The 13,911-nt window shown below is 70.1% G+C and carries 12 protein-coding genes and 1 tRNA gene; 5 read left to right on the forward strand and 8 right to left on the reverse strand.

The features are described from left to right. Positions 1-17 precede the first annotated feature (17 nt). Both QK288_RS17265 and QK288_RS17270 read left to right on the forward strand, forming a co-directional pair. Positions 18-1,208 (forward strand): MFS transporter, encoded by a 1,191-nt coding sequence (locus tag QK288_RS17265; protein ID WP_281265501.1) that lies wholly within the window; start codon positions 18-20, stop codon positions 1,206-1,208. A gap of 237 nt (positions 1,209-1,445) precedes the next feature. Continuing rightward, the gene (locus QK288_RS17270; RefSeq protein WP_281265502.1) at positions 1,446-1,661 is read left to right on the forward strand and encodes a hypothetical protein; all 216 of its coding nucleotides are present in this window, start codon (positions 1,446-1,448) and stop codon (positions 1,659-1,661) included. 55 nt (positions 1,662-1,716) lie between these two features. Here the strand turns inward: QK288_RS17270 and QK288_RS17275 are convergent. The 5 genes from QK288_RS17275 to QK288_RS17295 form a co-directional block, all read right to left on the reverse strand. After that, positions 1,717-1,806, reverse strand: a tRNA-Ser gene (locus QK288_RS17275). 443 nt (positions 1,807-2,249) lie between these two features. Beyond that, positions 2,250-3,569, reverse strand: coding sequence for an LCP family protein (locus QK288_RS17280; RefSeq protein WP_281265503.1), 1,320 nt, complete (start codon positions 3,567-3,569; stop codon positions 2,250-2,252). A 187-nt stretch (positions 3,570-3,756) separates the two neighbouring features. Then, a complete protein-coding gene (locus tag QK288_RS17285) occupies positions 3,757-5,103 on the reverse strand; it encodes an LCP family protein (protein WP_281265504.1) in 1,347 nt (448 codons plus the stop codon). Positions 5,104-5,319: 216 nt separating this feature from the next. Beyond that, a complete protein-coding gene (locus tag QK288_RS17290) occupies positions 5,320-6,009 on the reverse strand; it encodes a GntR family transcriptional regulator (protein WP_281265505.1) in 690 nt (229 codons plus the stop codon). A gap of 212 nt (positions 6,010-6,221) precedes the next feature. Then, positions 6,222-7,682 (reverse strand): MFS transporter, encoded by a 1,461-nt coding sequence (locus tag QK288_RS17295; RefSeq protein ID WP_348639025.1) that lies wholly within the window; start codon positions 7,680-7,682, stop codon positions 6,222-6,224. Between the two features lie 226 nt (positions 7,683-7,908). Here QK288_RS17295 and QK288_RS17300 point away from each other — a divergent pair, with 226 nt between their 5' ends. Then, positions 7,909-9,297 (forward strand): ATP-binding protein, encoded by a 1,389-nt coding sequence (locus tag QK288_RS17300; RefSeq protein WP_281265506.1) that lies wholly within the window; start codon positions 7,909-7,911, stop codon positions 9,295-9,297. A 5-nt stretch (positions 9,298-9,302) separates the two neighbouring features. Continuing rightward, on the forward strand, positions 9,303-11,336 hold the full coding sequence (locus QK288_RS17305; protein WP_281265507.1) for a VWA domain-containing protein: 2,034 nt from the start codon (positions 9,303-9,305) through the stop codon (positions 11,334-11,336). A 70-nt stretch (positions 11,337-11,406) separates the two neighbouring features. Here the strand turns inward: QK288_RS17305 and QK288_RS17310 are convergent, their stop codons facing one another. Genes QK288_RS17310 through QK288_RS17320 form a run of 3 tightly spaced genes read right to left on the reverse strand, consistent with a single transcriptional unit; the run spans position 11,407 to position 13,449 of the window. After that, positions 11,407-12,174, reverse strand: coding sequence for an SCO1664 family protein (locus QK288_RS17310; RefSeq protein ID WP_281265508.1), 768 nt, complete (start codon positions 12,172-12,174; stop codon positions 11,407-11,409). Beyond that, positions 12,171-12,698 (reverse strand): DUF3090 domain-containing protein, encoded by a 528-nt coding sequence (locus QK288_RS17315; protein WP_281265509.1) that lies wholly within the window; start codon positions 12,696-12,698, stop codon positions 12,171-12,173. The genes QK288_RS17310 and QK288_RS17315 overlap by 4 nt, the downstream gene beginning before the upstream one ends. 43 nt (positions 12,699-12,741) lie before the next feature. After that, positions 12,742-13,449, reverse strand: coding sequence for a histidine phosphatase family protein (locus tag QK288_RS17320; protein WP_281265510.1), 708 nt, complete (start codon positions 13,447-13,449; stop codon positions 12,742-12,744). Positions 13,450-13,472: 23 nt separating this feature from the next. On the opposite strand from QK288_RS17320, the gene QK288_RS17325 reads away from it, so the two are divergent. Continuing rightward, on the forward strand, positions 13,473-13,904 hold the full coding sequence (locus tag QK288_RS17325; RefSeq protein WP_281265511.1) for a VOC family protein: 432 nt from the start codon (positions 13,473-13,475) through the stop codon (positions 13,902-13,904). The last annotated feature ends 7 nt before the right edge of the window (positions 13,905-13,911 follow it).

Genomic DNA, 13,911 nt, shown 5'->3' on the forward strand with positions numbered 1-13,911 from the left:
ACAGGAGAGGACCACGCATGCCTGCTGGACTCATCGCACTCGCGCTCGGCGGCTTCGGTATCGGACTGACCGAGTTCGTCATCACCGGACTGCTGCCGGAGGTCGCGGCGGACTTCGGCGTCTCCGAGACCACGGCCGGCTGGCTCGTCACGGGCTACGCGCTCGCGGTCATCGTCGGCGCGCTCGGCCTGACCGCAGCCACCACCAGGCTCCCCAGGAAGCCCGTGCTCATCGGACTCCTCGTGCTGTTCGTCATCGGCAACACCCTGTCGGCGCTCGCACCGACGTACGGCGTGATGATGACCGGCCGTGTCGTCGCCGCGCTCTGCCACGGTGCGTTCTTCGGCATCGGCTCCGTCGTCGCGTCGAACATGGTCGCACGCGAGAAGCGGGCCTCCGCCGTCGCACTCATGTTCACCGGGCTCACCGCGTCGAACGTGCTCGGCGTCCCGTTCGGCACGTTCCTCGGTCAGGCGATGGGCTGGCGCGCCACCTTCTGGGCGATCGCCGCGATCGGCGTCGTCGCCCTCGTCGGAGTCGCCCTGCTCGTGCCCGCCACGAAGCAGGACGCGGCGCCGTCGCTCGTCCGGGAACTCGGCGCGTTCCGATCCGGCCAGGTGTGGCTGTCGCTCGGCATCACCGTGCTCGGGTACGGCGGCATGTTCGGCGCCTTCACCTACATCGCGTACACGCTCACCGCCGTCTCGGGCTTCGCCTCGGCCGCGGTCCCGTGGCTGCTCGTCGTCTTCGGTCTGGGTCTGTTCGTCGGCAACTGGGCCGGCGGCCGCCTCGCCGCGAAGTCGATCGACCGGACACTCCTCGTCGTGCTCGCGAGCCTGACGGTCGTCCTCGCGCTCTTCGCCGTCGTCGCGACGAACCCCGTGCTCACAGTCGTGGCCCTCGTGCTCATGGGTGCGTTCGGCTTCGCCACCGTGCCGGCACTGCAGACCCGCGTGATGCACTACGCGGACCACGCCCCGACCCTGGCGAGCGGCGCGAACATCGCCGCGTTCAACCTCGGCAACGCGTTCGGCGCCTGGATCGGTGGACTGACGATCGCCGCCGGCCTCGGCTACACCTCGCCCATCTGGGCTGGCACGGCCATCACCCTGGCCGGGCTCGCGCTCGTGGCCGTCGCCGCCGGCGCAGCGCGCCGCGGCGGCGCCGCACGCCCGGTGCGGACCGGGAGCATCCGCACCGTCGGCTGAACCGCGACCAGGTGACGGACTGGAGGCTCGGTGCACGCCCGCACCGAGCCTCCAGTCCGTCTGTCGGTCACGGGAACGACGCCCAGCCGACGCGACTACCGTCAGCGACAGGTGACCCAGGACCCCGGCCGCCGGATCGATCCACAGCCGACCGGAAGCCGTCATGCATCCACCGCTCACCAGAACCGCCCTCCTCGACAGCGCGTCCCCGACGACGCGCGGGAACGGGCAGTGTCGATGACTGCGCGAGAAGGCATCCTCTGGACCGAGACGTACGCGGGCCACTGGGAGGGATGCTCCGGGCCGACGCTCATGGGTGTCGTCTCCTGGCACGACGGGTACGCGGTCCGGTCCTCCGGCGGCGAGGTCCACGGGCAGCACAGCACACTCGACAGCGCGAAGGCGCAGCTCGAGGGCTGGATGCGATGGCTCGACTCCACCGACGCGGCCTGAACACCCCCCGGACAGCGAAGAAGCCCCGCCGATCGGCGGGGCTTCTGTCCGTGTGCGGAGACGGAGGGATTTGAACCCTCGGTCCCCTCAAAGGGGACTCCACCTTAGCAGGGTGGTGCACTCGGCCGGACTATGCGACGTCTCCATGCGCCCTTGCGGACGCACGCACCACCATACAGGAGGACGAGGACGGTCTCGACCCGGTGTTTCCCGGCGGGCGCGTCGGGGCGTCCTCCCATGGTCCCCCGAAGTGGGGACGCTCGGGGGTTGTCTCCGTGTACCCCGGTCACTAGTCTCATCGGGACGCGGCGATCACGTTCCGGGGCTCGTCCCCGTTGTCGCGACACAGCACCCAGCGTCGCTCCCTGGCCTGGGCCCGGCTCGCCCGATGATCGGCGTCCGCCGAGGAGCGACTCCGCGGGGGCGTGACCACGGTCACGTCCCCGCTTTTTCGTGCCGCCTGGTCCAGCGAAAGCGACAGTCCCGCGGGCCAGCGCGGCCACACCCCCGCGAGAGCGACAGATTCGCACGGGCTTTCGGCGGGCGACTGTCGCTTTCACGGAGCGGGCCGGCCCGCAGACCGGCCGGCTACGACCCGAAGGCCTTCGAGCAGGTCTGCTGATCGGCGGACTGGCCCTGCAACCCGTCGATCGTGTCGGACGTCGCGGGAGCGGACGGGGTCGCGGGCGAAGCGGAATCCGAACCGGCGTCGGTCGCGGGCGTCGTGGGAGCGGCAGTGGGAGCCGACGGGCCCGCCGCAGGGGTCGAGGGGGTCGCGGCGGCGCTCGGGTCCGCCTCGGAACCGATGCCCGTGCTGCCGGCACCGAGCGAGAACGACTGATCGGCCTTGATCTTCTCGAACAGCTGGTCGGCGAGGTACTTCGTCGGCTGCACCTTCCCCGCGTAGACGCCCGTGCCACCGGTCGTCCCCGGGTACTGCACGAAGTTCACTTGGTCGAGGGGCAGGTCCTGCAGCGCCCGCCCCATCTGCACCATCGTCCCGGCATCGTTGAGACTCTGCGAGAGCTGCATGTTGGACGCCGCCGCCCGCGCGAGCTTGTACAGCGTCGCGGGCGAGGTCAGGGTCTGGTTCGACTTCACCGTGCGCAGCAGCGACGACAGGAACACCTGCTGCGAGCTGATGCGACCGAGGTCGGAGCCGTCGCCGACGCCGTGCCGTGTGCGGAGGAACTCGAGCGCCTGGGAGCCCTGCAGGGTGGTGGTCCCGGCCGGCAGGTCGAGACCGGTGTACCGGTCGTGGATCGGCGACGCCACACACACCGGCACGCCGCCGATGGCGTTGGACATCTCGATGACGCCGTTGAACGACACCGCTGCGGAGTACTGCACGTCGAGCCCGGTCAGGCCCTGCACTGTCTGCACGACGCAGTTCAGGCCACCTTCACCCCACGCGCTGTTGATCGGCTGCGCGGACATCGCCGGCGTCGAACCGGAGCCGTCGGGCTTCTGGCACGCCGGGATCGGCGTGATGAGGTCACGCGGGATGCTCACGGCCGTCGCGTTCGTGTGGTCCGCGGAGACGTGCAGCAGGATGTTGACGTCGTTGAGGGTCGCGTCCCGCTCACCGTACTGGGTTCCCTGCTCCGGGTCGTTGTCGGTGCCGACCACCAGCATGTTGAAGCCGCCCTTGTAGGCGCTGAGCACGTCGCCGCCACTCTTCGCCTCGGCAACGGGCTGACCCTGGATCTGCACGCCCTCGCCGAAGTCGTCGGTGACCTGCTTCGCCGCGATGGCCGCGACCGACGCGGAACTGATGAGGGCGACCGCGACCACCCCGGAGAGGACCTTGGCGACCGTGCCGAACGGCGAACGGCGACGCAGACGTCCGTGACGGGCGATCCCGCTGGCTCGGTTGAGTCGGTGGGATCGATCACGAACGTCGTTCACGGGCACTCCTGTCGTCGGCGGACACGATGGCGGCGCCGTCCTGATCGACGCCACGGTGGCCCCGCACGGCGCCGGACCGAGTCCGGTCGGGGCCGCGGGGACGGCAACCGGTCAAGGCTGCCACAGGACCGCCTGACGTTTCAGTGTGCAACCAGCGCGAATCCCCGGTGAAGCCCGTCTTCGTGGGTCAGCCGCCGGCCGCGACCGCGCAGGTCTTCTGCTTGGCCGTCTGCCCGGTGACACCCGGCATGTCCTGGGGCGCCGACGATCCCTTCGGCGACGACTCCTTCTCCGACGATTCTCTCGCCGACGACTCCTTCGGCGACGACTGGTCGGCGGCGGGAGCAGCAGCACTCGCGGATGCGTCGCGATCCGTCGCACCGCGCCCCGTGGAACCGGCGTCCAGCCGGAACGGCCGGTCAGCGCGGACGGCTCGCATCAGGCGGTCGGCCGTGGCCTGCTCGGGCACGACCTTGCCGGGGAACGACGGGTCGTCGACGCTGCCGGGGTACTGCACGAAGGTGATCCGGTCGAGGCCGATCCCCTCGAACGCCCCGGCCATGTCGACCATCGTCGAGGGCTTCGCGAGCGAGGTGGACAGGGTGATGTTCTTCGACGCGGTCTTCGCGAGGCCGTAGAGCTTCGACGGGTCCCCGAGCGTGCCCTCGCTCTTCACCTTGCGCATCAGGGACGACAGGAACTGCTGCAGGCTCGAGATCCGTGCGAGGTCGCTCCCGTCACCGACGCCGTGCCGGTCGCGCAGGAACGCGAGTGCCGTCTTGCCCGACACCGTGTGTTCCCCCGCCGAGAGCTGCAACCCCGTGTAGGGATCGTCGACCGCGTCCGTCACGCACACCGGGACCCCGCCGACGGCGTCGGACATCCGGATCACGCCGGCGAAGCTCACCTGGGCCGCGTACGGGATCTCCATTCCGGTGACCTGCTCGACCGTCTGCACGACGCACTGCATCCCGCCACGGCCGTACGCCTGGTTGATCGGGGTGTCCTCGACGGCCGGTGATCCGCCGCACGCTGGCTGGTCGACGACGAGGTCACGGGGGAAGCTCACGGCGACCGCCTGGGTGTGGTCGGCCGAGACGTGGAGCAGGACGTTCGAGTCGTTGAGCGTTGCACCGCGTTCGCCGTACGCCGTCCCCTGCGCCGGGTCGTTGTCGGCGCCGATCGCCAGCACGTTGAAGGCCCCGTCGGTCGACCCACCGTCACCGCCGACGTCGACCGCGCGCTGCAGGAACCCGTGGCCGACGTCGTACGCGGCGTACGCCGAGAGCGAGGTCGCGCTCACCAGTGCGACGGCGACCGCGATGCCGACACCGGAGAGCAGCCGTGCGACGCCGAGGTCACGTGGACGGCGCCCGTGTCGGGCACCGCTCACGCGGTACCCGGGGCCGGACAGCACCCTGGGGCGCCGACGCGCATCGAGCACCTCGTCGAACCGCGTACGACCGCCATCGGGCTGCGTGCGGGCAGCGTCGAACCGCACGCGAGCGGCGTCGGGACCATCGGGATCGGTCACGGGCGGACTCCCTCCGAGCGGCCTCGGGTTCAGGCCGCTCGCCGGGGGACGATACCCGAGCCGGGTCACCCCGCCGCGGAGGCGGAGCGGCTCGGCGTGCCTCGTTCGGGGGTCACGGCGCGCCGCACCCCCGGGGTCCGATCACACCGAGCACGACCACACCGAGCATGACCACACCGAGCACGACCGCACCGAGCCCGAGAGCAGCGAGCCCGATCACGCGGGAACCGCTGCGCGGAACCGATCGGGCAGCGTGATGAGACACCCCCCGAGCTCGCAGACGAGACGAGTGCACTCGTCGAGGTCTTCCCGCCCGGCAGCGGCCCGAGCGGCATCGACGAGCCCCTGCCGATGTCGTCGGTCCACCGCGGCGTCGATGCCGTTCGCCAGGGCGACGTCGTCCGTGTAGAACATGTCGAGCACCGGGCGCTGCGCGGCCACCCAGTCCGCACTGACCGACGACCCGGCACGGCGGAGCAACCACGCGGCGAGCTCGACGAACGATCCCGCTTCGGTCATGCAGTCGCGGATCCAGAAGGGGTCGAACCGCTCGGTGGTGGCATCGGCCCCCGACGGCGGCTCGGCGAGCATCGTGCACGTGACGCGGATTCGTTCCTTCATCTGGTCGAGCGACCACTGCGCGATGATGACACCCACGTACCGCTGGACGGACACCAGCCGCAGCGCTTCGAGCGGGACGAGCGCCTCGCGCACCGGCGTCCGGGAGACGTGCATGTCGTCGGCCAGGTTGTCGAGCCGCAGACGCTGCCCACGCCGGTACTCACCACGCAGGATCCGGTCCATCAGCCGCAGGAACACGGCGTCGCGGAGCAGACTGCGCGGGACGCCGAGCGGATCGAGCGAACCGCTCTGCACACGCGCAACCGGATGTTCGTCGTACCCCATGCGACGACCTTCACGCACGGACGACACCACCAGCGATCAGCGGTCCCGATCGGTGGAGCGACCCACCGGCCACCGGGCTGTGGAGGGCACGGCGCCCGATCACCTCGTCTTGCATCACAGCACTCCCATGTCTCCGAGACCCCCGGCTGGGGTCGCTGGGATGACAGTGGCAGGGCTGCGGATCAGGCGCTAAACATTCTGGATTTCGTGTATCACTTGCGGGACTGCTCCTCCTCCGCAGCGATCACCGACAGCGGCTGGGTCACGTCCTCGAGCCCCTTCCGCGCGGCGTCCACACCGAAGATGAGCGCGACCACCCCACCGGCGATCATCACCCCGGCGCCGAGCAGGTACCCCCAGAACAGCGGCTCACGCGACGACCCGTCCCCGATGAACGCGCCGTAGATCGCCGGCGCGATCGCACCGAAGATCTGCGCGAGCGCGAAGAAGTACGAGATCGCCTGCGACCGCAGTTCGAGCGGGAAGATCTCGCTCACGGTGAGGTACGCACTCGACGCCCCGGCCGAGGCGAAGAAGAACGAGATGCACCAGAAGACCACCTGCACGGTCGCCGAGATCGCGTCGGCCCGGAAGAGGAACGCCGACACCGCGAGCACGAGTCCGGAGACCAGGTAGGTGCTGAAGATCATCTGCCGACGACCCCACGTGTCGAACAGCCGCCCGAGGATCAGCGGCCCGAGCAGGTTGCCGATCGCGAAGGGGAAGAAGTAGACAGCCGTCTGCGACGTCTTCAGGCCGAAGAAGTTCGTGAGCACCAGCGCGTAGGTGAAGAAGATCGCGTTGTAGAGGAATGCCTGCGTGATCATCATCGTCGCACCGACCAGCGTGCGCGTCGGGTACTGCCGGAAGAGCACCTTCACGATCGTCGTGAACCGGACGCGGTCCATCGGCGTGACCGACATCGCCTTGGATCGGTCGACCTCCGGCAGCTTCTGCCCCGTGCTGCGCTCGACCGACTCCTCGATCCGCGTCAGCGTGGCGTCCGCCTCCTCTTCCCGCCCGTGGGTCATCAACCACCGGGGACTCTCCGGGATGTGCCGCCGCAGGAAGATGATCGCGATGCCGAGCACCGGGCCGAGGAAGAACCCGATGCGCCAGCCGATGTTCTCGGCGAAGAGCGACGGGTCGAGCAGGTAGATGTTCGCGAAGGCGCCGAGGGCCGCACCGCCCCAGTAGGTGCCGTTGATGGCGATGTCGACGTGGCCGCGGTACTTCGACGGGATGAGCTCGTCGATCGCGGAGTTGATCGCGGCGTACTCGCCGCCGATCCCGAGCCCCGCCACGAACCGGAAGGCCGCGAGGAACCAGAAGTCCTGCGCGAAGCCGGCGATACCGGAGCCGATGAGGTAGATCGCGAGCGTCAGGATGAAGAGCTTCCGCCGGCCGAGTCGGTCGGACATCCGCCCGAACACCAGCGCTCCGACTACCTGGCCGACCAGGTAGATCGTGCCGAGCGAGGTCACCTGCTGCGTGGAGAGGTTCAGGTCCGCTTGGAACCCGGCGTTCGAGACGATCTGGATCTCGAGGCCGTCGAGGACCCAGGAGACCCCGAGGCCCACCACGACACTCCAGTGGAACCGTGTCCACGGGAGTCTGTCCATCCTGGCCGGTACCAGGCTCGTGATCGTTCCGGAGGGGTTCGCGCTGCTCACGAAGGGGAACCGTACGCCGAGAACGCGGCGGTTGTTCGGACCTGGAACGAACGGCGATCCAGGCGCGGAGCCGAATCCCCCTATTCGAATCCGGCTCCGACGCCGGAATGACAATCATTGCAATCGCTATGAATACTCACAAGCGGACCGCCGGACGGGAGGCTCGTGGCCAGCTGGCACCGAGCCTCCAGTCCGATGCCCCTGGAGCAGGCGTACGCTCGTCGAGGTGACCCGACCCGACATCCGAACGGTCGGCGAGCTCCGCACCTCTGGTCACGTCCAGAAGACGGTCCGCGCCGAGATCCGCGACAACCTGCTCAGTGCCCTCCGCGAGGGCCGCGATCCGTGGCCTGGCCTCCACGGCTTCGAGACCACCGTCATCCCCCAGCTCGAACGAGCCCTCATCGCCGGCCACGACATCGTCCTGCTCGGCGAGCGCGGCCAGGGCAAGACGCGCCTCCTCCGAACCCTGCAGGGCCTCCTCGACGAGTGGACGCCGGTCATCGCCGGCTCCGAGCTCGGCGAGCACCCCTTCGAACCGATAACCGCCGCCAGCAGACGGCGCGCAGAAGACCTCGGCGACGCGATGCCCATCGACTGGTGGCACCGCGACGGCCGCTACGTCGAGAAGCTCGCGACGCCCGACACCTCCGTGGCCGACCTGATCGGCGACGTCGACCCGATGAAGGTCGCCGAGGGCCGCAGCCTCGGGGATCCCGAGACGATCCACTTCGGCCTCATCCCCCGGGCGCACCGCGGCATCGTCGCGATCAACGAGCTGCCCGACCTGGCCGAGCGCATCCAGGTCGCGATGCTCAACGTGATGGAGGAGCGCGACGTGCAGATCCGCGGCTACGTGCTGCGCCTGCCGCTCGATGTCCTCGTGATGGCGAGCGCGAACCCCGAGGACTACACGAACCGCGGGCGGATCATCACCCCGCTGAAGGACCGCTTCGGCGCCGAGATCCGCACGCACTACCCGATCGAGCTCGACGACGAGATCGCCGTCATCCGGCAGGAAGCCGAGCTGACCGCGGACGTCCCCGACGCCCTCATCGAGATCCTCGCCCGCTTCACCCGGGCGCTCCGCGAATCGAGCGCGGTTGACCAGCGGAGCGGGGTCAGTGCCCGGTTCTCGATCGCCGGCGCCGAGACGGTCTCCGCAGCAGCGGTGCACCGCGCGGCGCGTCAGGGCGAGACCGACCCCGTCGCCCGGCCGATCGACCTCGAGACCGCCGTGGACGTCCTCGGCGGCAAGATCGAGTTCGAATCCGGCGAGGAAGACCGGGCCGACGAGGTACTCGAGCACCTGCTCCGGACCGCCACCGCCGAGACGGTGCGCTCCCGGCTCCGCGGCCTCGACCTCGGTCAGCTCGTCGAGGCGCTCGACGGCGGCACGATGGTGACCACCGGCGAGCAGGTCTCCGCGCGGGCCTTCCTCGAGGGGCTGCCGTCCCTCGGCGAGTCCGACCTGTACGACCAGATCTGCGAGCGACTCGGTGCCACGAACGACGGCGAACGCGCCGGCGCGATCGAGCTCGCGCTCGAGGGACTGTTCCTCGCGCGGAAGATCAGCAAGGAGTCGGGCGGGGGCGAAGCAGCGTATGGGATGTGAACAGCATGGCTAGTCGCCAGAACCGCCGGCTCACGCGGGACGCCAAGTACGGCCGGTACGAGGGCGGCCCGGACCCGCTCGCCCCGCCCGCCGACCTGTCCGAGGCGCTCGACGCGATCGGCCAGGACGTCATGGCGGGGTACTCCCCCGAGCGTGCGATGCGGGAGTTCCTGCGTCGCGGCGGGCGGGACCAGCGCGGCCTCGACGACCTCGCTCGCCGGGTCGCCGAGAAGCGCCGCGAACTCACCGCGAAGAACAACCTCGACGGCACGCTGCAGCAGGTCAAGCAGCTGCTCGACGAGGCCCTGCTCGCCGAGCGTGGCCAGCTGGCGCGCGACACCGAGATGGACGACGGCGACCGCGCCCTCGCCGAGATGCAACTCGACAGCCTGCCACCGTCGCCCGCAGCCGCGGTGCGTGAACTCGGCACCTACGACTGGAAGAGCCCCACGGCACGCCAGAAGTACGAGGAGATCAAGGACCTGCTCGGCCGCGAGATGCTCGACCAGCGCTTCGCGGGCATGAAGCAGGCGCTCGAGAACGCCAGCGACGAGGACCGCGCCGACGTCCAGGCGATGATGCAGGACCTCAACCAGCTGCTCGAGGACCACCGCGCCGGCACCGACTCGCAGGAGCAGTTCGACGAGTTCATGGCGAAGCACGGCGAGTACTTCCCGTCGAACCCGCAGAACGTCGACGAGCTGCTCGACGACCTCGCCGCCCGCTCCGCCGCAGCCCAGCGGATGCGGAACTCGATGACGCAGGAGCAGCGCGACGAGCTCGACGCCCTGGCACAGCAGGCGTTCGGTTCCCCCGACCTGATGGGCGCACTGTCCCAGCTCGACGGCAACCTGCGCGCGCTGCGCCCCGGCGAGGACTGGGGCGGATCCGAGCAGATGGAGGGCGAGCAGGGTCTCGGCCTCGGCGACGGCACCGGCGTGTTCCAGGACATCGCCGACCTGGACTCCCTCGCCGAGCAACTCGCGCAGTCGAGCCCCGGGTCCGACCTCGACGACCTCGACCTGGAGTCGCTGGCACGCCAGCTCGGCTCCGAGGCCGCCGTCGACGCGCGCACGCTCCAGCAGCTCGAGAAGGCCCTGCGGAACTCCGGCACCATGCGCCGCGGTGCGGACGGCCAGTACAAACTCACCCCGAAGGCCATGCGCCAGCTCGGCAAGAGCCTGCTCAAGGACGTCGCGCAGAAGATGTCCGGCCGGCAGGGGGCACGCGACCTGCGGCGCTCGGGAGCCTCTGGTGAACCGTCCGGAGCGAGCCGTCAGTGGGCGTTCGGGGACACCGAGCCATGGGACATCCCGCGGACGATCACGAACGCCGTCACCCGCACGGCCGCGACGGGACGCACCGGGGCCGGCGTCCGCCTCACCATCGACGACGTCGAGGTGCAAGAGACGGAGGCCCGCACCCAGGCCTGCGTGGCGCTCCTCGTCGACACGTCGTTCTCGATGGCGATGGAGGACCGCTGGGTCCCGATGAAGCGCACCGCCCTCGCCCTGCACACGCTGATCTCCACACGGTTCCGCGGGGACGACCTGCAGCTGATCGCCTTCGGTCGCGAGGCCGAGGTGATGGACGTCGAACAGCTCGTCGGCCTCGACGCGATGTGGGACAAGGGCACGAACCTGCACCACGCCCTCCTGCTGGCGAACCGGCACTTCCGGAAGCACCCGACCGCGCAGCCCGTGCTGCTCATCGTCACCGACGGCGAGCCGACGTCGCACCTGGAGCCGAACGGGCAGGTGTACTTCAGCTACCCGCCCGACCCGATGACGATCGCGCTGAGCGTGCGCGAACTCGAGAACGCACACCGGCTCGGTGCGCAGACGACGTTCTTCCGCCTCGGCGACGACCCGGGGCTCGCCCGGTTCATCGACGGCATGGCCCGGCGGGTCGACGGGACGGTCACGGCGCCGGAGAACGACGACTTGGGTGTCGCGGTGGTCGGCTCGTACCTCGGCTCGCGGCGCGGCAGCGCGCTCTTCCGTGATGACGACTGGGGCGGGTTCGGCCGGTTCGGCTGACCGGACCACGGCACGGACGGGAGGGACGGTGCCAACTGGCACCGAGCCTCCCGTCCGTCTCGTGGTGCGTCTAGAACAACGGCCAGGGGACCGCCGGACCGTACCCGGCCGGTGGCGGGAAGCGGCCGACGGCCGCCAGGGCGGCGCACCGCGCCTCGAGGTTGTCGATCTCGTCGACCGTCAGGTGCTCCTCGAGCTGCGCGCCCAGGTCGCCGTGCAGCGCCGACACCACGCGGTCGATCCCCGCGAGCTCGTCGTCGGTGAGCGGCTCGTCGATCCAGCCCCACAGCACCGTCCGGAGCTTGTGCTCGACGTGGAAGGTCAGGCCGTGGTCGACGCCGTGCCGGTGCCCGTCCGGCATCGCGAGCACGTGGCCACCCTTGCGGTCCGCGTTGTTCACCACGACGTCGAAGACGGCCATCCGGCGGAGCGCCGCGGAGTCCTCGTGCACGAGCGTGACCGGATTGTCGTGCTCGTCGATCGCCTCGAGCACGGTCAGCATCGGCTGATCGGGCTGCTCGGCCTCGTCCGTGGGGATGACGTCCACCGCGTCCTGCTCCGGGTCGATCTCCTGCCAGCGCTGGATCATTCCGCGGCCGAGCGGACCCTCACCGAGCCACGTCGGCGGGACGACGCGCCAGCCGAACGCCTCGGACACCAGGAACGCCGAGTACTCGCGGCCGGCGAGTGTGCCGTCGGGGAAGTCCCACAGCGGCTTCTCGCCCGCGATCGGCTTGTACACGACCTGCTCGCCGTCGAGGTCTGCCAGGAAGGTGGCGTTCGATGCCTCGCGGATGCGTGCGGTGAGCTGCAATCCGCTCGGTTCGGCTTCGCTCATGCGGCGCCGGGCGGCCGTCCGGCGGCCACGACCTCACGCGTGCGCTCCACGAACGCGCGCGCGGTGCCGACGGGGATCTTCACCTGGAGCAGCTCGCTCGGCTCGGGCATCTCCACGACCGCCTCGATCTCACCGTCCTCGTCGGACTCCTCGGACAGGATCTCCAGCTCGTCCTCGATCGGGTACGCCTCGATGACCACCTGGGCCGTCGCCGGGTCGAACCCCAGGCTGAGGGCACCCGCACGGAACTCGGGCTCCACCGGCTGGTCCAGCGGGTCGACGTCGTACAGCTCACGCGGGACCGACGGCGGGACGCTGAAACGGTTCTCCTCCACCGTGGCGACCTCGTCGAGGAGTTCGTCGAGCTTCTCCGCGAGGACCGCGGACTGCTCCTTCTCGAGCGCGACGCTCACCACCCGGCGGCCGTCGCGCGCCTGCAGGTAGAAGGTCCGCTCACCGGGGCGCCCGATGGTGCCGACGACGAGACGATCCGGCCAGTCGAAGCCGTGGACGATGGGGGGCATACCCGCATTGTAGGAGCGACCGGCTGCGTCCGTTCAGGGTCTGTCAGTACCCCGTCTGGTCTGTTGCGTTGCCCGCACCGCCGCCGACTGCGGCGTCGCCGGTTGGCGCCTGCGCTTTCGCGAGCCACGACAGGTCACCCGACTCGGTGTTCGTCGCCGCGACCTCCGGTCGGTGCTCGCCGTACCGCACCACCGACACCGACGCTGGGCCGACCGTGATCCGCTGGAACAGGTCGAGGTGCATGCCCAACGCATCCGCCAGGATCGACTTGATGATGTCGCCGTGGCTCACCGCGACCCAGACCGCGTTCGGGCCGTGCGCCGCCTCGATCTCCCCGTCGAGCCGGCGGATCGCGGACACCGCCCGGGACTGCATGGCCTGCATCGACTCGCCGCCCGGGAACACCACGGCGCTCGGGTTGGACTGCACCACGCGCCAGAGCGGTTCCTTCGCCAGGTCGCTGAGCTTCCGGTTCTGCCACTCCCCGTAGTCCGCTTCGGTGATCGCTCGCTCCACGAACTGCTGCGGCTCCCCCTGCTGGAAGGCCGTGATCGCCCGGGCCGTCTGTCGGCAGCGTTCGAGGGGGCTGGACACGACGGCCGCGAGCGGGACCGCCGCGATGCGTTCCGCAGTCGTCGCCGCCTGCCGTTTGCCGACGGAGTCGAGCGCGACGCCGGCCGTGCGGCCTGCGAGGAGTCCGGTCGCGTTCGCGGTGGTGCGTCCGTGCCGGACGAGGAGGACGGTCGCCATGCGCTCGATCCTAGGCTGGGCCCGTGTCCGTCCCCGACCTCGCGCCCGCACTGGTTCCCGAACTGCTCGTCTCCGACCTCGATGCGAGCCTTGCGTTCTGGGTCGACCGCTGCGGCTTCACCGTGTCGTACGACCGGCCGGACGAACGCTTCGCGTACATCGTGCTCGGTTCGGCGCACCTGATGCTCGAGCAGGCCGGGGTGGGGCGGAACTGGGTGACCGGGCCACTGGAACAGCCATTCGGCCGCGGGATCAACTTCCAGATCACCGTCCCTGACAGCGACGTGATCGCCTCGGAGTTGCGGGCGGGCGGCGTCGCCCTCTTCATGAAGCCGGAGACCAAGTGGTACCGGGTCGACGGGGCCGAGGAAGCCGGCGTCCGGCAGTTCCTGGTCACCGATCCGGACGGGTACCTCATCCGGTTTCAGTCGTCCGTGGGCCGACGCCCCGTCTGACCCGGGA

The organism is Curtobacterium sp. 9128 (assembly GCF_900086645.1).
In the GTDB taxonomy this organism is placed as follows: domain Bacteria; phylum Actinomycetota; class Actinomycetes; order Actinomycetales; family Microbacteriaceae; genus Curtobacterium.

Excerpts from the sequence above, each read along its gene's own strand:
- QK288_RS17305 (WP_281265507.1), top strand. The coding sequence starts at position 9,303 with ATGGCTAGTCGCCAGAACCGCCGGCTCACGCGGGACGCCAAGTACGGC.
- QK288_RS17270 (WP_281265502.1), top strand. The coding sequence starts at position 1,446 with ATGACTGCGCGAGAAGGCATCCTCTGGACCGAGACGTACGCGGGCCAC.
- QK288_RS17320 (WP_281265510.1), bottom strand. The coding sequence starts at position 13,449 with ATGGCGACCGTCCTCCTCGTCCGGCACGGACGCACCACCGCGAACGCG.
- QK288_RS17290 (WP_281265505.1), bottom strand. The coding sequence starts at position 6,009 with ATGGGGTACGACGAACATCCGGTTGCGCGTGTGCAGAGCGGTTCGCTC.
- QK288_RS17315 (WP_281265509.1), bottom strand. The coding sequence starts at position 12,698 with ATGCCCCCCATCGTCCACGGCTTCGACTGGCCGGATCGTCTCGTCGTC.
- QK288_RS17310 (WP_281265508.1), bottom strand. The coding sequence starts at position 12,174 with ATGAGCGAAGCCGAACCGAGCGGATTGCAGCTCACCGCACGCATCCGC.
- QK288_RS17265 (WP_281265501.1), top strand. The coding sequence starts at position 18 with ATGCCTGCTGGACTCATCGCACTCGCGCTCGGCGGCTTCGGTATCGGA.